A 23,725-nucleotide genomic window follows, 5' to 3' on the forward strand; every position below is an offset into this window, starting at 1 on the left:
TCCGGCCCGTTGCACCAACCAGCGCCGCACCCCATACCGTATGCAGCCTGCGTCCCTCCGCCATGCAGGCAGCGCTGGCGCCGGCGGGGATCGCATCGCGTCGCGGCAGACCGCAACGCCAACACGGGTACCATCAGATGAGGCCTCTGGGGCGCAGGTTTGCATCCACGCTACTATGCGTCCTGCTGCTCAGCGCGCCCTGGGCGCACGCCGCCCCCAAGGACGCATCCGAACGCGCCGCCCAGGCCCGGACACTGCTCGACACCCCGCAGGGCGCGACCCTGATGGACCTGCTGGGCGACCCAGCCGTGCGGGACCGCCTGATGGCCGAACCCACCGCCGCGCATCCACCAGCCCCCATGACCGGCTCCATGGGCTTCATGCTCGACCGGAAGCTCGGCAACACCCGCCAGCGGCTCATCGATCTCGGCACCCAGTTACGAGCACTGCCGGACGCGCTGCACGCCTGCTGGGATCGGGTCAGCGCCGTCATGCCGGCGTCCGACACGGCCCACATGTTCATCTACCTGGTCGCCTTCATCGCCGGCGGCATCGCAGCCCAGCGGCTATTCCGGTTCGCCGCGCGCCCATGGCTGGCCCATTTCGACCGCCTCGACATAGACACGCTGGAACACCGCCTGACGGTCCTCGTCGAGCGCCTCGCCTTCGCCATCCTCCTGCTCGGCACCTTCGCGGCGGGCAGCATGGGCATATTCCTGCTGTTCAGTTGGCCGGCCTCCAGCGGCTCGATGATCCTGGGCTACCTGTGGGCGTCACTATTGATCCGGTTCAACCTGACAGTGTCGCGCTTCTTCCTGGCGCCCGCTACGGAGCGGCTGCGCCTGGTCCCGCTGACGACCAGGCGAGCCTGGTTCTGGCACCGCTGGATCGGGGTGCTGAGCGTGATCGGCGCATTGGGCTGGCAGACGATCGTGGTCCTGCGCGGCCTGGGCCTGCCGCCCGAGAGCCAGGAACTGCTGCGTCAGATCCTGCTGCTCGCGCCCGCGCTGTGCGGCATCGCCATCGTCTGGACGCGGCGCGACAGTCAGACGCCACTCCTGCTCAGCCCGCGGCGCGCGGCTTTGCGGCTGCTGGTATCGTTCGCCCTGCTGCTGATCTGGCTGCTGTTCCTGACCCACGCCACCCAGGCCGCCCTGTCGCTGCTGGTGATCGGTGCCGTGCCGATCGGCCTGTATGTCCTGCGCAACGCCGCTGCGCGTGTGATCCGCGGCCAGTGGCTGCTGCAGGGCGAGGAGGTCTCCGCCGTCGGCGCCATCGCCGATCGCTGCATGCAGGCAGTGGTGGTGGTCGCCGCCGCCTTCGCGCTGATCGAGATCTGGCAGATCGATATGGCCTCGGTCGCCAGCAGTGAAACAGCGATGACTCGGATCGGACGCGGCACGTTCGAGGCGCTGGTGATCCTGATGGGCGCCGACCTGCTGTGGCTGGTGCTGCGCGCGGTGATCGATATGCGGCTGACCGGCGCGGTGGTGCCGATCGACGACCTGGACGATGAGGAACTGCGCCGGCGCGCCCGCATCCGCACCCTGCTGCCGGTGCTGCGGAACTTCCTGTTCATCTTCGTGCTGATCATCGCCTCACTAAGCGCGCTGGCCGCGATGGGACTGCAGATCGGGCCGCTGCTGGCCGGTGCCGGCGTCGTCGGGATCGCGGTCGGGTTCGGCGCCCAGACCCTGGTGCGCGACGTGCTGTCCGGGGTGTTCTTCCTGCTCGACGACGCCTTCCGCGTGGGCGAACTGATCGAGAGCGGCGGCATCAGCGGCACGGTCGAAACCTTCTCGCTCCGTTCGGTCAAACTGCGGCACTACAAGGGACCCCTGCACACCGTGCCGTTCGGCGACCTGAAGGCAATCACCAATTACTCGCGCGACTGGGTGAACGAAGTATTGGACGTGGCCGTCGTCTTCGAGGCCGACCTGGAACGGATAGAAAGCGCCATCGAACGGGTCTCCAACGACGTGATGCAGGACCTGTCGCTCGCCAGCGGGATCATTACGCCCCCGCGATCGATCGGCGTGACCGCGATGTCTGCCGACGGAATCCATGTCGGGATCATCGTCCGCACCCGGCCGGGCCAGCAGTTCAGGGTGCGAGCCGTCCTGTTCAACCGCCTGAAATCAGCGTTCGATGCCGATGGCGTTCGGTTCTTCGGCCAAACCCCCGTGCCCGCCGCCGGCCCACCTGGTTGAGATTCCCGCCCCCTCACCCACCCAAAAACGCAGCCCGCACCTCATCACTCGCCGCCAGATCCGCCGCCCGTCCCTCCGCCGCCACCTGCCCCAGTTTCAGCACCACCCCGCGCGAGCACACACCCAGCGCCTTGGCCGCATTCTGCTCCGCCAGCAGCACCGCCGTCCCCCCGGCGACGATCGCCGGAATGCGTCCCAGCACCTCGTCGGTCAGCAGCGGCGACAACCCCAGCGAGGGCTCGTCCAGCAGCAGCAACCGCGGCGCATCCATCAGCGACCGGCCGATCGCCAGCATCTGCTGCTGCCCGCCGGACAATTGCCACGCCAGCACCCCCTGCCGCGCCGCCAGCGCCGGGAACATGGCAAACATCGCATCGATCCGCTGCGCCCGCTGCCGCCCGCCACCCCAGCAGGCAACCAGCAGGTTCTCCCGCACCGTCATGCCGGCGAACACCCGCCGCCCCTCCGGACAATACCCAACCCCCATCCGCGCTCGGCGATCCGCCCGCAAACCCTCCAGCGGCCTGCCGTCGAACAGGATGCGGCCGGCGGCGGGACGCACCAGGCCGATAACCGCCTTCATCAGCGTCGACTTCCCCGCCCCGTTCGCCCCCAGCAGCGCGACCGCCTCCCCTGCACCCACCGTCACCGAGACACCGCGCAGCGCCGGCACCGCACCGTAACGGACCTCCAGCGCCTCGATCGACAGCAGGGTCATGGCGGCGGCGTGCCCAGATACGCCTCGATCACCCGAGGGTCGGATTGCACCGCGGCCGGCGTGCCCTCGGCGATCACCCGCCCCTGATCGAGGCACACCATCCGGTCCGCCAGCGGCACCAGGAACGGCATGTTATGCTCGATCACCAGCAGTCCGACACCGTCTTCCGCGATGCCCCGCAATCGCCGCCCCAGATCGGCCTGCTCGGTCTCGTTCAGCCCGGCCGCCGGCTCGTCCAACAGCAGCAAACGCGGTTCGGTGGCCAGCGCCCGAGCGATCTCGACCAATCGAGCAATGCCAGGCGGCAGCGTCCCGGCCGCCTCCGCCGCATACGCCCCAGCCCCCATCCGCTCCAGCAGCGCCATCGCTTCGCCCCGAACGACCGCCCGGTCACGCCGCCCCGCCCGCAAAGCACTGCCAACACCCAAACGAGCCGCACCCCGCGCCACCGCAACATTGTCGAGCGCCGAAAGCTCGGCCGCCAGCGCCGCAGTCTGGAACGTGCGCGCCACGCCCAGCCGAGCGATCGCATGCGGCGCCCGCCCGGCAATGTCGCGGCCGCCCAGCCGCACCCGCCCCGCATCCGCCGGAAAAATCCCGGTAACGACATTCAACAACGTCGTCTTCCCCGACCCGTTCGGCCCGATCAGCCCCAACACCGCGCCCGAACGCACCGTCAACGCAACATCGTCCAGCGCCAACACCCCACCGAACCGACGACTCACCCCCACCAGCGTCAGCAGGTCGGCGTCGCCAGCGCGTGCCGCGATAAACGGCCCCACCCCCTCCGTCATGGCCGGGCGCGTCCCGGCCATCCGCGCTTCGTCCGCCGGTGCGAAGATGGCCGGGACGCGCCCGGCCATGACGGAGGGGACCGCCCGCGAACCAACCCAACCCAACAACCGTTCCGCCGTCTCCACCAGCCCACCAGGCAGCGCCACGACCACCAGCAACAGAATGCACCCGAACGCCAGCAGATAGTCGTCGCGCAGGAACCTCGCCCATTCCGGCAGTTCGATGATCACCACCGCCCCGGCGATGGCGCCGGCGACGCGCAGCCGGCTGCCGACCACGGCGATGGTCAGGCAGGTGATCATCACCGGAAAGCCCAGCACATCCGGCGACAACACGCCGATCGCATGCACGTACAGCGACCCCGCCAGCCCGGCGAACCCAGCACTCAGCAGGAACGCCGCCAGCCGCAACGACCCGGTATCGATGCCGATCGCCCGCGCCGCCACCGGATGCAGCCGCGTCAGGGCAAACGCGTCCCCCAGCCGCCCGCTGACGATCCGCCACGCCAGCACCGCGCCCGCCGCCACCAACGCCCAGACCAGCAGCAACTGCGGCAGCCGCCCTTCGATCGGATGCCCCAGCAGCGACAGCGGAGGCACGCCGCCGATGCCATTGGCGCCGCCGGTCACGCTCTCCCACTGAGTCGCCACCAGCAGAACGACCTGCCCGATCAACAACGTCGCCAGCGCGAAATAATGCGTCTGCAACCGCAGCACCGGGATCGCCACCAGCAACGCCAGCAGGACCGGCAACCCAACACTGACAGGTAATGCCGCATCGAACGCCACGCCATACCGCACCGCGAGGATGCCGGACACATAGGCGCCGACCCCCATGAACGTGCCCTGAGCCAGCGATAGCGCGCCCGCCTGGCCGAAGATGAAGCCATACCCCAGCGCCAGCAGCGCATACACGCCGGCAACCGTCAGCACCCGCAGCGCATAATCCGACGCATGCGGCAGCACGAACACGCCATAGGCACAGGCCGCCACCGCCAGCGGCAACGCGACCCCGCCGTGCGCGACCCAACGCCTCATGGGCGCTGCCGAGCCGCCTCGCCGAACAGACCTTGCGGCCGAACGACTAGGATCAGCAGAACCGCGACATCCAGGACGATCGTCGACGTCGTCTGCGAGAACACCGCATCGGACGACGGCATCCACAGCAAGGCCGGAACCAGCAGCGGCAGGCTGGGATACAGCACCTCGAACGCCGCGATCAGCAGCGCGCCGGCGACCGCCCCGCGGATACTGCCCCAGCCGCCGATCACCACGGCGATATACGCCTTGATCATGTAGTCGCTGCCGGAACTCGGTGTGACGAAGAACGTGTTCGACAGCAGCAATCCCGCCGCACCGGCCAACGCCGCGGCAACGGCGAAAGTGCCGGCGATCATGCGGTCGACGGGAATGCCGATCGCCATCGCCATGTCGCGGTCATACGCCGTCGCACGCAGCCGGCGGCCGAACTGAGTGTGCGTGAACAGCGTATACAGCGCCGCGATCAGTAAGGCCGCGACGCCGATGATGGCAACCGACTGCACACTGGCGTCCACCCCGGCGAAGCGCACCCGTCCCGCACCGAACAGCGGCGGAGTCGCCACCGGCTCCGCACCGAACAGTCGGTTGGCGACGTTCTGCAAGATGATCCCAACAGCGATAGTGCTGATGAACACCGCCTCGGGCGGCCGGCGGCGCAGCGGCATGTAGGCGGCGAGCGCGACCACCACGCCCAACACCGCCATGCCGGCCAGCAGCGCCGGCAACAACACCAGGCCGGACACGTGCAACCGGTCGGCCAGCAGCACCGCGCCGAAGCCGCCGGCCATCACCAGGTCGCCCTGAGCGAAATTCACCGCCCCCGTCGCGTTCAGGATCAGCACGAACCCCAGTGCGACCAGCGCATAGGCCGCGCCCAGCGCCAGCACCTCGACCAGAAGCTGCGCAATGGCCATCGAGTCAGGGCGAGATCGGGAAGTCGTAGTGCCGGACGACCGCCGGCACGCGCGACGTGCCATCGAAACAGACGATGACCGCCGAATGCGCCATATCGCCGTGACCGTTCGATTTGTACGTCATCGCCACGCCCTGATAGCTGCCGGTGGCCAGCGCCTTGGTGACCGCCTCCGCCGAGGTCGCGCCCTTCGCCACGGCTTCCAGCGCCATCATCGTGGCGTCGTACTGACCCAGCGCGAAGCCGTCCGGATCGGTGTGGAACGCGTCCCGATAGCGCGCCAGGAAATCCCGCGCCGCCGGCGTCTCGCCCGAGATCGGCGACGACCCGGTTTCCCCGCAGACGCCCTTGAGCTCGGCCGGTTCCAACAGCGCCACGGTCGCCGGTTGCGACAGCCCCGACCCCGCGACGATCGGCAGGTGCACGTCCATCGCCGCGACCGCCTTCAGGAACAGCGCCGTCGGCCCACCATGCAGTTGCAGCAGCAACGAGTCCGCGCCGGACGCCACCGCCTTGGCGATCACCGGCCGCATGTCCTTCACGCCGACGTCCAGCGCATCCTCATACACCGGCTTGATGCCGGCGGCGGCGAGCGCGGTCAGGATCTCGGCATGCCCGCTCTGGCCATAGGCGGTGGTCTGATAAATCACCGCCGGCTTCTGGATGTGATGCGCCTCGATCGCGTATTTCACCTGTGCGCCCTTCACCACGCTGTCGGCGGGAAAGAAGCGGAAGATGTAGGGGTTGCCCTTGCGGGTGATGTCGGCGGTGCCCGACATGGTGATCAGCGGCACTTTCTGCGCCTGCGCGATCGGCAGCATCGCCAGCATCTGCGTGCCCAGCATCGAGGCGACGACGACAGTCACCTCACCATCCGACAGCGCGCGTTCCAGCGCGTTGACCGCCCCTTCCGGCGACGTGCCCGTGTCGGTCACCGCGAACCGCGGGTGCACACCGGCCGGCGGATTCTGCAACGCCAGCAACGCACCGTTCCGCTGGCTGCTGCCCTCCGCGGCGAGGAACCCGGTGATCGGCACCAGCACCGGAACATCCGGCGCAGGTTCGGCGGTGTGTGCGACGGGCAGGCCACCGAATAGCACGAGGGTGGCGAACGCCATCCCGAAGAGGTACCCCAAACCGCCAGCATGGTGCGCATTTGTGAGACCCTTCTTGGGACTGCCGAGCCGACGATCGCCTTGCATCGCTTTAATCCCTAGTCTGGTGAACGCTGGGCATCCGCCCGCCATCCCATTTGCCGGCCGGCAACCGCTGGCGCTGTGCCGCGAACGGCACCAACAGCCCGACATTGGGGTGACCGGACAACGCCTGTATGCCCGGCGTCCGACCACGCTCGTGCGTCGCGGTCGGAAGCGAACGACCCGGCGGATCCGCAGGCTGCATGTAGGCATATATGCCCCGCATATTATGGTGCCAGTCGAGCACAGCGTTGGTGTCTTTCAGCGTGGTATAGTCCAGCGTACCGATCGTGTGCTTCGCGAATGTCGAGATCGGCGTCAGTATGATGTCCCAGTTCTAGAGAAATGTACCGAATCCGCTCAACAGCGTGTTGCATGCGAACCGTACTTCTACGCGCGCGGTTCGGGGCATGTCGATCCCGTATTCTCGGATTCCGTGGTTCATTGGCTTATCCATGCCGGGGGCGGATCGACCCGCCGCCGTCCGTGGTTGCCCAAACCGGCATTACGCCCGCCGCCACGCTGGCGCCATTGCCCGAGGACGATCCGCCAGCAGTAAATGCAAGGTCCCATGGATTACGTGTCACGCGAATGTCGGCGCTCACCGCTGGTACCAAATTGTGCCGCGGTGCGGCTTATGATGTTCAGGTCGCCCTGACATATCCCCCCGTCAATCGGACCCGCCCTGAACGCCGAGCACTTCGGTGGTGTCGCGGCCAATGTTGTTGTGCCGACGGTCTGCAAAGGGTTCCATGAAACTCATTATATACTTTCTACAGACGTAAAATAAGTGTGACGGAGGCCATGATCCGGCTCCTATCACGAAGGGAGGCCGGCCTAGCCCTTCTCAAGCGGGTCGGGTGTTATCGCTGATCTGACTAAATCATCCCACAACGACGATGCCGATCGCGCTGTTCTCACACAAGATAAAATCGCTTGACCAGGTATCCGCCGATGCCACGGTCGCGATCGTCAACGACCCGGTGAATGGCCGCCATGTCAGCCGGCCGCCGCCGTGGACCCGGATCGCCAAAAATCCCAGGCCGGTCCCGATATCCAGGCCGTCTGCGATCCATTCACCCCAACCGGATCGGCCACCCTGTCGTGTAGAATGCGGCGAGGTCGCAAAGCCGTCCCGGGTACAGAACGTCCCACATCAGTAGGGCCGATCCCCCTTGATGGTGACGCGGTAGCCCGAACGGGTCTGCGGGAAGTAGTCCCACATCGCGATATGCTGCACCGCTCGGTTGTCCCAAAACGCGATGGAGTCTGACTGCCAACTGAAGCGTACCTGGAACGCCGGCTTCGTGCTGTGCGCGTACAGGAAGTCCAGCACCGACCGGCTTTCTTCCGCCGACAATTCATTGATGTGCATGGTAAAGTTCTCGTTGACGAACAACCCTTTCCGCTTCGTCACTGGGTGGGTACGGATAACCGGATGCACCGCCTGCGGAAAGACCTTGTTACGGTCATCGATGCCCAGCAAGCGATTGGTCCGGCGATACGACCGGTCGCCCGAATGTGTGGCGGTCAATCCGTCTAGAAAACTCTGGAACGCCGGGGTCAGGGCATCGTACGCCGCGGATTGGCTGGCAAAAATCGTATCGCCGCCGGTCGGTGGAACAGTGTGGAGGTAGAGAATGCTACCCAACGGCGGTTCCACGTCGCAGGAAACGTCGGAGTGCCAATTTTCGCCGTTTGCACGCTTGGAATTCGCATCGGCGTGGATCGGCAGGATCTCGGGATGCCCCTCCGGACCTGGCGTATTCGGATGAATGTGCAGATCTCCGAAATGACGGCCAAGGGTTTTCTGCTGCTCCAGGTTGATCTTCTGGTCGCGGAAGAACAGGACCTGGTGTTCCGCCAGGGCGGTGTGCAGGTCTTCGACTTGTTGGTTGCTCAGTGCCGCGGTCAGGTCGATGTTGGAAATCTCGGCACCCAGCTGCGGGGTCACCGGCTTCACTTGTATGGTGGCATAGCTCATCGGTTTATTCCTTATGGAAAACGAGAGTGCGCAGTTCAATGCTTTCCCGCGCTGGCGAACCGGCTGGCGCGTCGGGCACCAGGAACGCGGTGTGCGGGGCGAAGCGGGCGACATCCGTGCGCGAGTCATAGCACTTGATCAGGATCACCTCGTCCGGCCGCTGCTCCTTAATGTAGTGCCAGCGATGGTCGGGACTAAACGCGACATTGTAGGTTTCCCCCACCCGATTTGGATAGATCAGATCGGACGGAACCAGTTCCTCGAAGCGCACCGACGGAGCTTCGGCCACAGCGAGCGGCGCGTCATAGACCGGATGGTTGACCGGGCGCCACAGGTTGATGACCTGGACACGACCTTTCAGCAGTTCATCAGCCTCGTCCGGCAGCAGGTCGCGCACCCGTTGCGGACCGGACCTGGCCGTGTGATCCACATGCACGCGGGTCGCGGGCTGGCGCGGACCATCGCCATAATCCTGCTGGCCAGGGACACGGCGACGCAACGTATGATCGAAAATGAACACACGGTCAGCGCCCGTCACGTCCTTCAGCAGACGTTGTGCTTCCGCGTAATATGTATCCCGAACCTGAGCCTCATCCTGGAAATCGGTGACGGCGGATCGATGTTCGACCACCGCGAAGCCCTCACCATCCAGAGTGAATGCGTGTTCCTCCTCCCGCAGGTCATGCACCGGCAATCTGTGCGGCGCCGTCGCCACGGTCGTGCGAGGGGAGCCATCACCGGGATCGTAGGTAAAGCTGCGTGGGCGCTCCTGCGTCGGGACGATGTAGTTCAGTTCGGCGGTGGTCGCGCTCACGTCTGTTCCTCCTGCGTTAAACTGGCGGACGAATTTCGCGGGATCAACATCCAGTTTCGTGATGCCGCGAAATCCCGATCGCTTCATCCCTCGATCTTTCGGTCACTCATGATCGTGGCGATGGTCACACGTCATCATCACGTGAGTCAATCATGTTATACGATACTTACACGTTATATGAGCAGCAAAACTCGGCAGCCGCATCGCCGTGGACCGACAGGACTCCCTCATGGAAATAGACGTCAACGGCGTGCCCCGCATCGATCGGAGCAGGTGTGACGCCCCGGACGGGAAAGGTCTGGCGGGAGATTTCGTAGGGTAGGCCGGCTTCGTTCGCCCAGGCGGCAGCATCGGCGTTGACGTTTGTCCGGCCCCACAGCAAGGCTTTTTCCAGGCGATCTGAAGACGTGCGAGCAGATCGTGCTTTTCGGCGGTGGCCCGTTCAGCCAGGCCGCATCCGCAGGCCTGCCGGTGCATCGTTGGGGCTATCTGGCAGTCAGAACCTGTTCGCCGGCACCCGCACCTGTCATTCGATCGCGCATTTGCCGTTGCCGCAACGTGTCGCGGCGATGCGCGACCCGGAGGTGCGGGCGAACATCGCCACCGAGGATCCGAACGAGTTCAACGCCTGGTCATTGCTTTGCGTTGTCGATCCCCCGGGAAGCTGCCATGTGCGGTGCAGCTATTAAGCGCGACCGTTGGCACGACAGAGCGTTGTCAGCACGCCCACGTCATCCCATTCTTCGCATCGATCGACGGCTTGCTCGACCAATGTAGCGCCTTTACGCGTTAGTACCACGACGGCGAGTTCACGGAATTTTTCGCGCAACTCCGCTTCAGAGAATGGGTCCTGAAAATCGCCGCGGTGACTATCACGGTCATGGGTCGCACGCCTGCCGTCCTTTAACTCAACGGTCACGCGCGCGGGACGCAGCCGAGGGGCAAGCGCGGTCATCGCCGGATCCTCCGCGACGGTCACCCGTTGACGCAGCGCAGTGATGAAGGGATCATGCACTGCCGTATCGTCTAGTGCCGCGAACCCGGCACTGCCTCGCACCGCCAGCGTTGCGGCCGCATGTGGAAATGAATACTTCGAGGCGAAGTAGTTTCGCGGGTTCGGATCGCGCATTACGGACGCGAAGCGATAGGTCACGCACTCGATCCGGACGATCTCCTCGGGTCGCGCTTTCAGTTCGGCCAAAGCCGCCACGAGGCAATCAAGCGCGGGGTGAATAGGGTTGCAGCATGCATACAGTCGAAAATAATTTTGGGTGATGTGCCAGGTCTTGCCGAGTTCATCCAGCACGCCATCTGTCCTGAAACCGTCCCCCACCAACTGCCCGAGGGCCAATTCGATCGCATCTTCCTGCGGTTCGAAGCCAGCGAGGGCGAGATCGGGCGCCAATGCCGCCGCGAATCCACTCATTCCGCCAGCAACGTTCAAGGCGGTCGCGCCCGCCACCGCATTTGTATAGCTCGGTGTCAACAAAAGTGTCGTTGCAATGCCCATAGCACGATTGATGCCGGCGGCGTCCAACCCTCGCAAACGAGCACCTGCCGCCGCGGATGCGAGCAGCGACACCTGTCCGTTTTGATGTGCCAGTGGCCGCGGTGTGAACCCCTCGGCGAGGCGGGCCGCGACATCGTATCCTAGCAGCAGCGCCATCAGCATATCGCGGCCAGTGGCGCCCGTTTGTTCCCCGACCGCCAGTGCGCCTGGCAGTACCTGCATCGCAGCCTGACCGGAGACGAAGCGCAGGCCTTCGCACAACTCGATTGACCGGCCGGCGATGCCATTCAACAACGCCGCCGTTCGCACGTCACTGGATGGCCAACCGGAAGCAAAAACCGTCGCCCCAGCACCACCTGCGAGCCGCTCGCGCAATTGTTTCACTTCGGGGCGCGCCGAACCGGCCAGAATAACACCCAGCGTGTCCAGCAGCACCATTTTGGTATGGTACCGCACCGGGTCGGGCACATCGTCCCACGTCACGGTCGCAACGAATTTTGCCAATTCTTCGATCTGCCGTCCCACGATAACTTTCCTTCCGCCGATCAGTTCCCTTCCTTCGCGATGTCAGGCTCCCGCGTTTCCGATCGCCGCACCATGATGGACAAAGCGACGGCGATGATCAGGGCCCCGCCGTAAAACAGGTTCTGGATGAAGACCTGAATCCCCATCAGCGACAGACCATAAATCCCGGTGACTAGGAAATACACCGCCGCGAAGGAACCCCAGGCGTTGAACCGCCCCGGCACGATCGCGGTCGAACCCAGGAACGCCGCCGCAAACGCCGGCAGCATAAAGCTGTCTCCCGAGTTCGGATCGGCGGACGCACTGGTGCCTGCGTACAGCACGCCAGCGACCGCGGCCAGGAACGATCCCGCCATCAACGCGCCGAACCTCAGCTTTCCCACAGGCAACCCCGACAACCGTGCGATCCGCCGGCCACGTCCGACAAACAGCAACTGCCGGCCCAAAGGCGTATAGGTCAGGAAGAACCACAGCGCGGCAACGATCACCACCGCATAGACAAAGCCAAGGGAGATGCCAAAAAATCGCGGCACGATCACCAGTTCGACCAGCGTATTGGAAATGCCCGACACCAGATTGCTGTGGCTGATCCACAGCGTGATCCCGCTGACCAGGGATCCCATACCTAACGTCGCGATGATCGATTCGACCCCGATCACAACAACCAGAATGCCATTGATCGCGCCCACCACCAACCCAGCCAAAAGGGCAACCACGATGGCCCAACCGATCGGCACGGCTTGCTGGGTGTTCAATATGGCGATCAGCATTGCCGACAACGACAGCACCGATGCCGCTGACAGATCATACTCGCTGGAGGTCAGGGTAACGACCAGCGAGCAGGTCAGCACCACTAGAACCGCCTGCGAATTGAAGATCGAGGTAAAGTTCTGCAACTGCAGGAAGCTGTCGGGTTCCAGCACGCCGAACAGCACGATGGTCAGCGCCCAGGCGAACAGCAGGGCGAACCGGTGACAGAACCGCGCCACGGCATTCTGACGTGTCGCAGCCACCTCACGCGGCGCTGGAGAGGTCGGACCCGAGACATTCATGCGCGATACGATCCTTTGTCACATCCGGTCCGGCGAGGTCCGCGGCGATCCGGCCGCGACGGAAAATCAGCACGCGGTCGCACAGCAACGCCAGTTGCTCATGATCGCCGCTCAGGCACAGCACACCCCCGCCACGCGATGCGAAATCGCGAATAATTGCGAAGATCTGTTCGCGCGCGCCGACGTCCACCCCCTGCGTCGGCTCCTGCAGTACCAGCAGTTTAGGAGACAGTTGCAGCCATTTCGCCAACAGGACCTTCTGCTGGTTGCCACCGCTCAGTGCTTCCAGCGGCAAGGTCGGGTCGGGCGGACGCACGCCAAATCGTTGCAATTCCGAGCGGGCGTGGTCGTCGATGGCGCGTGTCCGCAACCACCCCCGGAAGAAGCGGTGCAAGACCGGCAAGGTGACGTTGTCGGCGACCGTCAATTCGCCGATGCAGCCCTCGCGCAGCCGCTCCCCTGGCACGTAACTGATGCCGGCCGCGATTGCCGCGGCTGGTGTCATCACGGACAGTTCCATCGTTGTGGCGCCAAGACGCAATTGTCCGCTGCGAACCGGCAGGGCGCCGATCAGCATGGGGCCGATTTCGGCGAAGCCTGAACCGATCAGGCCCGACGCTCCCAGAATCTCACCAGGCGCGATCGACAGATTCACGTCGCGCGCCCCGGAACCAGACAGATCCCGCACTTCGACCAGATGATCAGTGCGCCGAGTCTCGACGGTACGCGGCGTAGCCGGCGGTATATCATACCCCACGATCAACCGGACCAGATCGTTCCGTACGAAACCAGCAGTCGGACCGCTACCGACGACGCGGCCGTCACGCAATACGGTGACGTGGTCGGTGACCGACAGAATCTCGTCCAGGTCGTGCGAGACAAACAGTACACCAAACCCGGCGTCCCGCACGCGCCGCACGACATCGAACAACTGATGCACGTTCGAATCGGCCAGATTCGCGGTCGGCTCATCCAGCACCAACAGCCCGCGGCGGATGCCCGTTTCGCCCTGCAATTGCCGGATTTCATCCACCGCGCGGACGATCGCCAGCATTGGCCGCTGCCAGGGCCGCAGGGTTTCCACGGTGGCACGCGGATCGACATCCATACCGAACTCGGTCAGCAGTGCTTCGCAACGCCGCGCTTCCTCACCCCACCGGATCGGCCTCAGGCGTTCTTGCGCGATCGCGCCGATCCGCAGGTTTTCAACGACGGAGAGAGAGCCGATCAGCCCGGGGTCCTGGTGCACGAACGCCATGCCAAGGCCGCGAAACAGACCCGGTGCCAGTGGAAGCCGCACTGGCTTGCCATCGATGATCAGTTCGGCTTCAGGCTCCGGCGCGTGATAGCCGCCCAGGATTTTGATCAGCGTCGACTTGCCGGATCCGTTATGGCCGACCAATCCATGAACCGTTCCGCTGTCGATCGTCAGCGACACGTCGTCCAAAGCGGTTGTGCCACCGAAGCGCTTGCTGAAGTGCCGCGCTTCCAGGATCGGGATCGCGGGCGGCATCGGCGATCCTTCTATTTCAGGCCCCATAGCGCCTCATACCCTTTGCGCGCGGCGTCGCCGTATCCGACACCGAACTTCGCGGGCACACCGGCCGCCGCGACATCCGCCTTCGTGAATGCTCGTATACCGACGACGTAGTTTTTCACCAACGGCTGTTTCAGCAGCACGCGCATGTCCTGATCCAGGATCGCGCCGGCGAGCCATGTGGTGTCTTCGCCGGACTCAAACGTTACGATGTCCCCGGTGCGGAGCATGTCCAGCACCGCGGGGGTGTTGTTGAACGTCGCCACCTTCACCCGAGCCGAGGAACCCGTGGTGATGATGGCCGGGATCACAGGCTGGACCATCCCGTCATAGATCGGGATCACGTAGTCGAGTGAACGATCGGCCAGGATGGCACTCTGCACCGTCGGGCCAATTTTGGATGCCCAGTCGGCCGCGTTGACGCCGGCGCTCCGCACTTTGCAGGTCGGGCAGTATTGTTTGAACATCCCCATGATCGCCTTTTCGATATAGGGACTGTTCGCCGTGCTGGGTGCGGTAATGACCAGCACGTCGGCCTTGCCATCCGTCTTCAGGATCACATAGGCCGCTTCAAGTTTTGCCGCGTCGATATAGGCGCCGTAAACGATGCCGGTCAGATCCTCCAACTGAGTCTGGCCGTTGGCGTGGGTGTGCGCGGCGACAACGGGAATGCCTTTGCTGATCGCTTCCTTGATCTGCGGCGCGACGGTCGCGGGGTCCAGGCCGCACGCGACATTGATCAGGTCCGCCTTGTGCGCGAAAGCCGTGTTGAAGCCCTGGACCCATTGACCCAATTGCGCGGTGGTCTGCCAGACTTCGTGCCGGATTCCGAGTTTATGGGCGAATTCGTCCATCTGCTTGTCGACGACGTCGCAAAACGGGATCGCCGTCGACGTCGGGATGGTGAAGATCAGTTTATCCTTCAGCGAAGCCGGATCGATCGCCGGCCCGGGCGGCGTAAAGCGTGTCTCTCCCGTGTGAGCGGCGAGCATGGCCTCCAGATCGGCACGCGCGACCGATGTCAGCCCCGTGTCGTCTGCCCTGGCCGAGCCCGTGATATCGATGAGCCCCATCAGCAACGCGACGACACATGCGATGCCCGTCCGTCTCCACGATATCATGTGCGATCCCTCACGCTGGCCTGGATCCCAATTGATCCCTGCCGCAACTATTGCGCCCGCGTTGGGTATTGGCAACGTGACCAATGACGCAAGGTGTTGTTTGCGGGTTGCGGGACGTGGTCTAAACTCCGCCGGATCATGACCGACGATCTGACCTCTCTGTCGATTGGAACGTTGTCCGAATTGCTCGATGCGCGCCGGATCGAGGCAGAGGCGCTGACCCGGCAGTGCCTGGCCCGAGCGGAAGGCGTGGGACGGTCACTGAACTGTTTTATCACGCTGTGTCCGGACACCGCCCTGGCGGAGGCGCGTGCCGCCGACGCCCGTTCCGCAACGGGACAGCGGCTTGGGAAGCTGGATGGGATCCCCGTCGCGCTGAAGGACAACATCGACGTCGCCAACATTCCAACGACCAATGGCTTTGGCGGCGGCCCACTGCGCGTTCCCCGCGAGGACGCCACCGTCACCCGCCGCCTGCGAGACGCGGGCGCGGTCATTCTGGGCAAACTGACGATGCATGAGGGCGCTTTGGGAGCGACCACAGATAACCCGCATCATGGAAGGACACATAATCCTTTTCGCCACGGCCACTCGCCTGGCGGATCGAGCGGCGGATCAGGTGCCGCGGTCGCCGCAGGCCTGTGCTGCGCGGCCCTGGGCACGGACACAGGCGGTTCGGTGCGCATCCCAGCATCGTGGTGCGGCGTGGTCGGCCTGAAGCCAAGCTACGGACTGATCAGCACGCGCGGCGTGGTGCCCCTGAGTCATCGCCTGGATCATGTCGGCCCGCTGACCCGAACCGCGGCGGATGCCACCCTGCTGCTGGACGTTCTGGCCGGTTACGATCCGCTTTGTCCTGAGTCACGACGAGCGTCACCCGGCGACGCCACTCAACCATCCCTGTCGGGCCTACGGATCGCCGTACTGACGAATTTTGCTGTCGAGACAGTGGAGCAAGAAGTCACCGACGCCTTCGCCCAATCACTTGCGCGGCTGTGCGACGCCGGCGCGCGCGTGGAGACGATCACCCTGCCGGCGTTCGATCCGGTCAAAGTCCGCCGCGCCTGTTTCGTGCGGGTCGAAGCGGAGGCAGCATTTGTCCACGGCACCTTATATCAACAGGAGCCGGGGCGGTTTTCCGCCGCCATGCGCGGCTACCTCGATTACGGGCTACGCCTTTCGGCGACCCGTTTGTTGCAAGCTGACCGGATCATGGAAGAAGCGGCGGGCGCCCTGAACGCCTGCTGGGATCGGTTCGATGTGATGCTGTCGCCCACCACGCCGCAGGCTGCCCCGTCGTTTGATACGATACCACCTGACAACGCCGGGACGTTTTGCGTGCTGGCGAATGTCGGCGGCTATCCGGCGATCAGCCTGCCGATGGGAATGACTACGGACGGGCTGCCCATAGGCCTGCAAATCGTCGCGCCGTTGGACCAGGATCGCCGGCTGCTGTCCATCGCGGCGACCGTGGAAAGTCTGCTTGGTGCGGGCCCGCGGCCAAACATCGCAATTGGCTAGAAGCCGGCCGGCGGCGGCTCGACCGAGGCGTACCAGTCGGCGATCTGGCCGCCGTTCATGAACACGGTGTCGTCGCGCTTCAGCAACATGTCCAGGATGCGGTTGAACCAGTTCATGCGATGCGGCACGCCGACAAGATGCGGATGCAACGGCAGGACCATGACCCGGCAATTTGTTTTCAGCTCCTCCTCGAACGTCTCCAGCGTCCACACCACCCGCTCGTGCTGTTCGTTCGAGGGCATGCCCAGGCCAGCCCACAGCGGCCCGTCATTCAGGTCAAGCGAATAGGGTGCCGCGATCATTGGTCCGTGTTTGGTTCGCATCCAGGTCGGCAGGTCGTCGATCACCCAGTCGCAGACGTAATCGACGCCGCGTGACTTCAGCACATCCGGCGTGTCCATCGTCTCGCTGAGGCCGGCACCGAGCCAGCCTCGGACTTTGGTGCCGGTGAAGCGGTGGATTCGGTCGAGGCATTTGTCGATGACGGCTTCCTCATCCGGTTCGCTTTGCAACGCTTTCTGGGTCCAGCCGTGGCCCATGAACTCCCAGCCTGCTTTCAGCATCACCTCAGCCGCTCGGGGATAGACGTCGATCACACTGGCGTTGATCGTGGTGGAGGCGGGCAAGCCGCGCTGTTCCATCGCCCTCACGATGCGGGGGAAGCCGGTGCGCATCCCGTATTCGACCCAGGAGTAGTTCGGTACGTCGGGGATCTTGTCGTTGCCGTGCGGGCCAGGCAGCAGCTTGCGTGGCATCGGCTGTTCGAACGGCCAGTACTCGACGTTGACCACGACATGTACGATCAGCCTCTTGTTCGGCTTGGGCGGCGGCAGAGGCGCGCGGTCCGACGCCATCTGGTAGGGAATACGGGGGTTCGACATCAGCCTGTGCCTTCGGTTCGGGGATTAGGGCGATCCTGCGCTGGGCTGGTGCGGCGGCACAAGCCGCCTGGTTGGCGCAGCCAACGTCGGCGGCTTAGGCTGTAGCCGTCCTTGCCAACGTGGAGACGTCTATGAACCCCAGCCTGCACCAGTGGCTCGACCGCCATCATTCCGAGTTCACCTCGATCCGGCGTGACATCCACGCCCACCCCGAACTCGGGCTGGAAGAAACCCGGACCGCCGCCCTCGTCGCGGAAAAGCTTCGCGCATGGGGCGTCACCGTCACCGAGGGCGTCGGCGGCACCGGCGTCGTGGGCACGATCACCGGGCGCCGCCCCGGCCAGCGGGCCGTCGGCCTGCGAGCCGACATGGACGCCCTGGCGATCCATGAGCAGACCGGCGCGCCCTACGCGTCCACCGTCCCGGGCAAGATGCACGCGTGCGGCCATGACGGCCACACCACGATGCTGCTCGGCGCCGCCCGTTACCTCGCCGAAAACCCCGATTTCGGCGGCACGCTGCACCTGATCTTCCAACCCGCCGAAGAAGGCCGCGGCGGTGCGCTCGCCATGCTGGCCGACGGCCTGTTTGACCGTTTCCCGTGCGACGCGATCTACGGGATGCACAACACCGCCGGCATGCCGGTCGGCACCTTCGCCAGTTGCTCCGGCCCCATGCTGGCCGCCGCCGATGCGTGGAGCGTCACCTTCCGCGGGGTCGGTGGCCATGGCGGTCTGGCGCCGCATCTGTCAACCGACATCACCTACGCACAGGCGCATTTTGTCCTGGGCCTGCAAGGTATTGTCGGGCGCAACGTCGCCCCGCTGGACACCGCCGTCATCAGCGTCGGCTACATTTCGGCTGGTTCGGTGGACTCACCCAACGTCATCCCGGCGGAACTGGTGATAGCCGGCACCGCGCGCAGCTACTCGGACGCGGTGCGGACCCTGCTGGAGCAGCGCATCATCGCACTGGCCGAAAGCACCGCCGCGGCGTGGGGCTGCCGGGCCGAGGCCAGATACGACCTGGGCCCCAGCGCGCTGATTAACCAGCCCGAGCAAACGAAGGTAGGATTGGCAGCCGCGACCGCGAGCGTGGGCGCTGATCGCGTAAATGGCACGTTGCGGCCGACCACGGGCGGTGAGGACTTTGCCGAAATGATGCGGTTTCGGCCGGGCGCCTTCATGCGGATCGGCAACGGGGTCGCCGCCGATGGCAGCTACAACGCCCCGCACACCCCGAAATACGACTTCAACGACGCAATCATCCCCGACGGCATCGCCTATTGGACAAACATCGTCAGCCTGGAGCTTGGCTTCAACCAGCCCTGACGCGACCGGCACAGAGGGAGGCAATCACGCCATACGGGATCCTCATCGTCGAGAAGGACTTCGTCAGGAGGTCTTTGAAGCACGAGACCGTTGCACGCGCACCCACCCGCCTTGACGGCGGCGCATGATCCCCCGAACCTGACCAAAAACAGGAGGGAAAACGATGATCGAGCAACTGACCCGCAGGCTGGTATTGTCGGCACCCGCCGCCCTTTGGGCTGGCGCGGCGTTCGCACAACAGAAGGAACCCTTCCGTTTCGGCGCCCTGATGCCCACCACCGGCCCCGAGGCCGGCTATGGGCTGGATTTTGTCAAGACCTACGAAATGGCCGTCAAGGACATCAACGACAAAGGCGGCGTTGCCGGCCGGCCGTTGGAGATGATCGTTCTCGATACCCAGGCGAAGCCCGAATTGGCGATCAGCGGCGCCAACAAGCTGATCGATGTGGATAAGGTTGCGGTTGTGATCACCGCCTGGAGTTCCGTGGTGAAGGCCGTTGCTCCGATCGCCAACCGGACCTCCGTCCTGGAACTCAACATGGGCGCCAATTCGCCCGACATCGCCCATTTGGGCGATTACGTCTACACCGTCTTCCCGCTGGCCGAGGTCGATGTGACCGCTCTCGCCAAATACACGCGCGAGAAACTCGGCAAATCCCGGGCGGCCGTGCTTTACATCAATAATGACACCGGTATTGGCGGTGCGAAAATCTATCGCGACGTGTTCACCGCCGCCGGCGGGCAGATCGTTGCATTCGAGGCGTACGACCCGAAGGCCACCGACTTCACCGGCGTGCTGCTGAAAGCCCGCGTCGGCAACCCGGACGTGGTGCATATCCACGGCCTGTCGGAACTGCCGCAGGTGATCGCGCAGATGCGCCAATTGGGCATGCCGCAACAAATTACCAGCTACTCCGCCGGCTACAATCCCAAGTTGCTGGCACAGTTGGGTGCGGCGGCCGAGGGACTGATCGTCACCTCCCTGGCGCCGACGGCGGGTACCAATCCCAACGTGGCGAAGCTATTGGACCTGTGGAAACAGGTGGGACGGGCGCCGAACGGCCTGCCGTATCTGCAATACGCCTGGGATTCCACCGTGGTGGTCGCGGACCTGTTCGCCTGGGTCGACAAGAACAAGCTGCCGGTGACAGGCGAGAATATGCGCAAGGCGCTGCTGGAGATCAAAACCTTCGACCTGCCGATGACCGGCAAACTGGTCGTCACCAACGACCATCGGGTCGACAAGCCGGTCTATCTGTATGTGGTGAAGAACGGGCAGTTCACCTTGCTTGACACGATCGCCTGACCTCAACGTTCAATGACCGATCCTGTCATCCTGTTGCAGATCCTGTGGACCGGGATCGCGATGTCCTCATACTTCGTGTTGTTCACCGTGGCTTTTGCACTGACGTTGAAGGTCGAGAAGCTGTGGAACTTCGCCCAGGCCGGACTGATGGGCATCGCGTTCTATACCATGTTCTGGTCGTTGAACGCGGCCCATTGGCCGACCTGGGCCGGCATCGTCGCATCGGTCCTGCTGACCATCGGCGTCACAATCGGCATGGAAATCTGGGCGATCGATGTGCTGCGCCGGCGTCATTCCAGCGGACTGATCTTCTTCATCTTCACCCTGATTTTCTCCCAGTTCGTCGCCTTCCTGTTGACCCTTCTGTTCGGTACCGAACCGGAAACCATCTTCCCCAGCGTGATGTCGCCGGTGCGTATTGTCAGCGGCATCGCCGTCAGTGACTGGGATTTGCAGGCGGTCGGCCTGACCGCGGCGTTGCTGATCGCGCTTTACCTGCTGATCCGTTTTACCCGCGATGGCCAGTTCATGCTTGCTGTGGCGGACAACGAGAAACTGTCTGAAATCTACGGCATCAGCGCGCGCCGAGCCTACATCCTGTCCGGCGTTATCTCCGCGCTGCTGATCGTCGCCGGCATCTGGCTGTATGGTACGCGCGCCGGGGTCACGCCGGACGTGCCGGTCGATTTGATCCTGACGGCGGTGATTGCCACCCTGATCGGCGGATTGGGCCGCGTTTTCTCGGCGGGCATGGTCGCGGTCGGGCTGGCGCTGCTGCAAAGCTTCAGCATCCTGTTCATTGCGTCCAAATGGCAGGGATTGCTGCTGTACGGCATCCTGTTCTTCGCCCTGCTGGTGTTCCCGCGCGGCATCCCGGCTTGGCGCCCGCGCCGTATCCAACCGGCGCCAAAACCGGCGGCGCCCGTGCAGGCGGAGGGCTGACGGTATGGATTATCTTGCCAGCGCCGGCGTGTTGATCGGCATCTACATCATCCTTGCCGCCGGCTATAATCTGATCATCGGCTACGGCGGCCTCAATACGATCGCGCATCCGATTTTCTTCGCCTTGGGCGCTTACACGACCGCTCTGCTGGCCATCGGCACCGGCCTGCCGCCGGTGATCTGCATCGCCGCCGGCATCGGCGTGGCGGTGATTGCCTCGGTGTTCCTTGCCGTTACGACGCTGCGCATTTCCGGCGACTACCTGCTGATCGCCAGCCTGGGCTTCCAGCTTGGCCTGTTGCAGGCGATCAACAACCTGGATTTCACCGGCGGTCCGTCCGGGCTGTCGAACATTCCGGTGACGTTGAGTGGACCGGCGCGAGGCTGGCTGTATCTGATGATTACCGCGGCCCTTGCCCTGCTGGTGATCTGGCTGGTTCACCGCGGCATGTCTGGCCCGTTCGGCCGCGCCGTGCGCGCCATGCGTGACGACGACGTGGCCTGTGCCGCCTTGGGACGCGGTCTGTTCACGATGAAAGTGGTGATCTTCGCCTTTGGCTGCGGCACCGCCGGCCTCGCCGGCGGGATGTACGCCTACTACTTCCAATATATCAGCCCGGAGCAGTTCAACGTCGCGCAATCGGCAACGATCCTGACGATGGTCGTGCTGGGCGGCATCGGCACGATCTGGGGCCCCGTGCTGGGTGCTTTCGTCCTGGTGGCGCTGCCGCAGGTCATCACCTTCCTGCAACTGCCATCCAGCCTGGTTGGGCCGCTGCAAGGCCTGATCTTCACGTCATTGGTGATCCTGTTCCTGTTCCTCCGCCCGCACGGCCTGGTCGGAACACGCACGCCGGGGGCAGCGCATTGACCCAGGAAATCCTCCGGCTGGAGAATGTCTGCAAGCGCTTCGGCGGTATTGTCGTCGCAGATGATATCTGTCTGTCGCTGCATGCCGGCGATGTGCTCGGGTTGATCGGTCCGAACGGCGCCGGCAAGACGACCCTGTTCAATCTGATCTCCGGCCTGATCCAACCAGATGCCGGCCGAATCTATTTGCAGGGGCACGCGCTGACTGGTCCGCTGCATCGCCGGGCGCGCGCCGGCGTCGCCCGCACCTGGCAGCATATGCGCCTGTTCCGCACCATGACGGTGCTTGAAAACATGCTTGTGGGGCCGCGGAATTATCCCGGCGAGTCGTTGTTGCGCAGCATGATCGGCACCCCTTCCGTCCACCGCGCCGAAGCCGCCGCGCGCGACCGGGCGATGCATGTGCTGGAACGCATGGGCCTCACGAACACGGCCAGCACCATCGTCGTCGACCTCCCCTTTGGTCAGCAGAAACTGGTCGGTTTGGCTCGTGCGCTGATGAACGACGGGCCTTGCCTGCTGCTCGACGAACCGATGGCCGGCGTGGAAGGCTCCAACTACGAAACGATGCAGCGGATCGTGCGTGACGAGGCTGCCGCGGGCCGAGCGGTTTGCGTGGTCGAGCATAATGTCAGCTTCATCAAGGATCTTTGCACCGAGGCGATATTCATGTCCTACGGCCGGATCCTGAAGCGCGGTTCCGTCGATGACCTGACGCGCTCGCGGGAACTGACCGAACTCTATTTCGGCACCGCCGATGCTTGAGTTCCGCAACGTCGAGGCCCGCTACGGTGGCTTCACCGCCCTGCGCGACATCACTTTCAACGTGCGCCCGGGCGAGCGTGTGGCGATCTTCGGCCATAACGGAGCCGGAAAGACGACACTGCTGCGCTGCGGCCTGGGTGACGTCGATGAGGTCGCCGGTACGATCACCTACAACAACGAGGCGATCGTCCCCGGTTCGGTCTACCGCAATGCCCGCCGTGGCCTCGGCTTCGTGCCGCAAGGGCACAACGTGTTCCGCGACCTGAGCGTCGCGCAGAACCTGAAGATCGCCGGCCTGCTGCACGACCAGGCCTATATCAGCGAAGTCTATCGGCTGTTTCCCATGCTGCTGGTACGGCGCACCCAGATCGCCGGGTCCCTGTCCGGTGGGCAGCAGCAGATGCTTGCTGTTGGCATGGCGTTGATGACCAAGCCGACGACCCTGATGCTGGACGAACCGACGACTGGGCTGGCGCCGATCATCGTGCAGGACATGTTCCGCAGCCTGATGGAGATCAACCGCACCACCGGCACGGCGATCGTGCTGGTCGAACAGAACGTCGCCGCGGCCCTGCGCATCGTCGAGCGCGCGATCGTGCTGAAGACCGGCGGCATCATCTTCGACGGGCAAAGCGCCGACCTCGCTCGGCACGAGGATCTGTGGAGTTGGTTCTAAACCATGGACACCGGCGGA

General features: G+C 64.3%; 22 protein-coding genes. 10 read left to right on the forward strand and 12 right to left on the reverse strand.

Annotation, left to right across the window (positions count from 1 at the left end):
- Window positions 1-137 precede the first annotated feature (137 nt).
- Window positions 138-2,210 (forward strand): mechanosensitive ion channel family protein, encoded by a 2,073-nt coding sequence (locus tag GSQ89_RS08160; protein WP_158923847.1) that lies wholly within the window; start codon window positions 138-140, stop codon window positions 2,208-2,210.
- Window positions 2,211-2,223: 13 nt separating this feature from the next.
- Here the strand turns inward: GSQ89_RS08160 and GSQ89_RS08165 are convergent, their stop codons facing one another.
- The 5 genes from GSQ89_RS08165 to GSQ89_RS08185 form a co-directional block, all read right to left on the reverse strand.
- Window positions 2,224-2,928 carry an ABC transporter ATP-binding protein gene (locus tag GSQ89_RS08165; protein WP_158923849.1) on the reverse strand — a complete coding sequence of 235 codons (705 nt, stop codon included), beginning with the start codon at window positions 2,926-2,928 and terminating at the stop codon, window positions 2,224-2,226.
- Window positions 2,925-4,760, reverse strand: coding sequence for an ABC transporter permease subunit (locus tag GSQ89_RS08170; protein ID WP_158923851.1), 1,836 nt, complete (start codon window positions 4,758-4,760; stop codon window positions 2,925-2,927). Before GSQ89_RS08170 ends, GSQ89_RS08165 begins: the two co-directional genes overlap by 4 nt.
- Entirely contained in the window at window positions 4,757-5,677 is a 921-nt protein-coding gene (locus GSQ89_RS08175; RefSeq protein ID WP_158923853.1) for a branched-chain amino acid ABC transporter permease, read from the reverse strand. Before GSQ89_RS08175 ends, GSQ89_RS08170 begins: the two co-directional genes overlap by 4 nt.
- Before the next feature lie 4 nt (window positions 5,678-5,681).
- The gene (locus GSQ89_RS08180) at window positions 5,682-6,794 is read right to left on the reverse strand and encodes an ABC transporter substrate-binding protein (RefSeq protein ID WP_158923855.1); all 1,113 of its coding nucleotides are present in this window, start codon (window positions 6,792-6,794) and stop codon (window positions 5,682-5,684) included.
- Between the two features lie 527 nt (window positions 6,795-7,321).
- Window positions 7,322-7,477, reverse strand: coding sequence for an amidase family protein (locus GSQ89_RS08185; protein WP_371734232.1), 156 nt, complete (start codon window positions 7,475-7,477; stop codon window positions 7,322-7,324).
- A gap of 294 nt (window positions 7,478-7,771) precedes the next feature.
- On the opposite strand from GSQ89_RS08185, the gene GSQ89_RS40035 reads away from it, so the two are divergent.
- Entirely contained in the window at window positions 7,772-8,035 is a 264-nt protein-coding gene (locus GSQ89_RS40035) for a MetQ/NlpA family ABC transporter substrate-binding protein (RefSeq protein WP_158923858.1), read from the forward strand.
- Here GSQ89_RS40035 and GSQ89_RS08195 read toward each other — a convergent pair.
- Complete coding sequence (locus tag GSQ89_RS08195) at window positions 8,029-8,856, reverse strand: TauD/TfdA family dioxygenase (RefSeq protein ID WP_158923860.1); 828 nt, start codon at window positions 8,854-8,856, stop codon at window positions 8,029-8,031. The two genes, GSQ89_RS40035 and GSQ89_RS08195, sit on opposite strands and share 7 nt — an antisense overlap.
- 4 nt (window positions 8,857-8,860) lie before the next feature.
- Window positions 8,861-9,670: a CmcJ/NvfI family oxidoreductase gene (locus GSQ89_RS08200; protein ID WP_158923862.1), complete on the reverse strand. Its 810-nt coding sequence runs from the start codon at window positions 9,668-9,670 to the stop codon at window positions 8,861-8,863.
- A gap of 479 nt (window positions 9,671-10,149) precedes the next feature.
- Between GSQ89_RS08200 and GSQ89_RS08205 the strand changes: the two genes are divergently transcribed.
- Window positions 10,150-10,359: a hypothetical protein gene (locus GSQ89_RS08205; protein ID WP_158923864.1), complete on the forward strand. Its 210-nt coding sequence runs from the start codon at window positions 10,150-10,152 to the stop codon at window positions 10,357-10,359.
- Here GSQ89_RS08205 and GSQ89_RS08210 read toward each other — a convergent pair.
- The 4 genes from GSQ89_RS08210 to GSQ89_RS08225 are packed head-to-tail and all read right to left on the reverse strand — an operon-like array spanning window position 10,356 to window position 15,415.
- The gene (locus GSQ89_RS08210; RefSeq protein WP_158923866.1) at window positions 10,356-11,705 is read right to left on the reverse strand and encodes an MmgE/PrpD family protein; all 1,350 of its coding nucleotides are present in this window, start codon (window positions 11,703-11,705) and stop codon (window positions 10,356-10,358) included. The two genes, GSQ89_RS08205 and GSQ89_RS08210, sit on opposite strands and share 4 nt — an antisense overlap.
- A 20-nt stretch (window positions 11,706-11,725) precedes the next feature.
- The gene (locus tag GSQ89_RS08215; RefSeq protein ID WP_158923868.1) at window positions 11,726-12,757 is read right to left on the reverse strand and encodes an ABC transporter permease; all 1,032 of its coding nucleotides are present in this window, start codon (window positions 12,755-12,757) and stop codon (window positions 11,726-11,728) included.
- The gene (locus GSQ89_RS08220) at window positions 12,720-14,270 is read right to left on the reverse strand and encodes a sugar ABC transporter ATP-binding protein (RefSeq protein ID WP_158923870.1); all 1,551 of its coding nucleotides are present in this window, start codon (window positions 14,268-14,270) and stop codon (window positions 12,720-12,722) included. Before GSQ89_RS08220 ends, GSQ89_RS08215 begins: the two co-directional genes overlap by 38 nt.
- An 11-nt stretch (window positions 14,271-14,281) precedes the next feature.
- Complete coding sequence (locus tag GSQ89_RS08225) at window positions 14,282-15,415, reverse strand: substrate-binding domain-containing protein (protein WP_158923872.1); 1,134 nt, start codon at window positions 15,413-15,415, stop codon at window positions 14,282-14,284.
- Between the two features lie 138 nt (window positions 15,416-15,553).
- On the opposite strand from GSQ89_RS08225, the gene GSQ89_RS08230 reads away from it, so the two are divergent.
- The gene (locus GSQ89_RS08230; RefSeq protein WP_158923874.1) at window positions 15,554-16,936 is read left to right on the forward strand and encodes an amidase; all 1,383 of its coding nucleotides are present in this window, start codon (window positions 15,554-15,556) and stop codon (window positions 16,934-16,936) included.
- On the opposite strand, the gene GSQ89_RS08235 is transcribed toward GSQ89_RS08230, so the two are convergent.
- On the reverse strand, window positions 16,933-17,817 hold the full coding sequence (locus GSQ89_RS08235; RefSeq protein WP_158923876.1) for a polysaccharide deacetylase family protein: 885 nt from the start codon (window positions 17,815-17,817) through the stop codon (window positions 16,933-16,935). The genes GSQ89_RS08230 and GSQ89_RS08235 overlap by 4 nt on opposite strands.
- Before the next feature lie 131 nt (window positions 17,818-17,948).
- Between GSQ89_RS08235 and GSQ89_RS08240 the strand changes: the two genes are divergently transcribed.
- The 6 genes from GSQ89_RS08240 to GSQ89_RS08265 all read left to right on the forward strand — a co-directional run bounded on the left by GSQ89_RS08240 (window position 17,949) and on the right by GSQ89_RS08265 (window position 23,707).
- A complete protein-coding gene (locus GSQ89_RS08240) occupies window positions 17,949-19,148 on the forward strand; it encodes an amidohydrolase (protein WP_158923878.1) in 1,200 nt (399 codons plus the stop codon).
- Between the two features lie 163 nt (window positions 19,149-19,311).
- On the forward strand, window positions 19,312-20,454 hold the full coding sequence (locus GSQ89_RS08245; protein WP_158923880.1) for an ABC transporter substrate-binding protein: 1,143 nt from the start codon (window positions 19,312-19,314) through the stop codon (window positions 20,452-20,454).
- Window positions 20,455-20,466: 12 nt separating this feature from the next.
- Window positions 20,467-21,396 carry a branched-chain amino acid ABC transporter permease gene (locus GSQ89_RS08250; protein WP_158923882.1) on the forward strand — a complete coding sequence of 310 codons (930 nt, stop codon included), beginning with the start codon at window positions 20,467-20,469 and terminating at the stop codon, window positions 21,394-21,396.
- Between the two features lie 4 nt (window positions 21,397-21,400).
- The gene (locus tag GSQ89_RS08255) at window positions 21,401-22,267 is read left to right on the forward strand and encodes a branched-chain amino acid ABC transporter permease (RefSeq protein WP_158923884.1); all 867 of its coding nucleotides are present in this window, start codon (window positions 21,401-21,403) and stop codon (window positions 22,265-22,267) included.
- Complete coding sequence (locus GSQ89_RS08260; RefSeq protein WP_216856060.1) at window positions 22,264-23,031, forward strand: ABC transporter ATP-binding protein; 768 nt, start codon at window positions 22,264-22,266, stop codon at window positions 23,029-23,031. Before GSQ89_RS08255 ends, GSQ89_RS08260 begins: the two co-directional genes overlap by 4 nt.
- On the forward strand, window positions 23,024-23,707 hold the full coding sequence (locus GSQ89_RS08265) for an ABC transporter ATP-binding protein (RefSeq protein WP_158923886.1): 684 nt from the start codon (window positions 23,024-23,026) through the stop codon (window positions 23,705-23,707). Before GSQ89_RS08260 ends, GSQ89_RS08265 begins: the two co-directional genes overlap by 8 nt.
- The last annotated feature ends 18 nt before the right edge of the window (window positions 23,708-23,725 follow it).

It is taken from the genome of Acidisphaera sp. S103 (genome assembly GCF_009765975.1).
GTDB lineage: Bacteria > Pseudomonadota > Alphaproteobacteria > Acetobacterales > Acetobacteraceae > Rhodopila.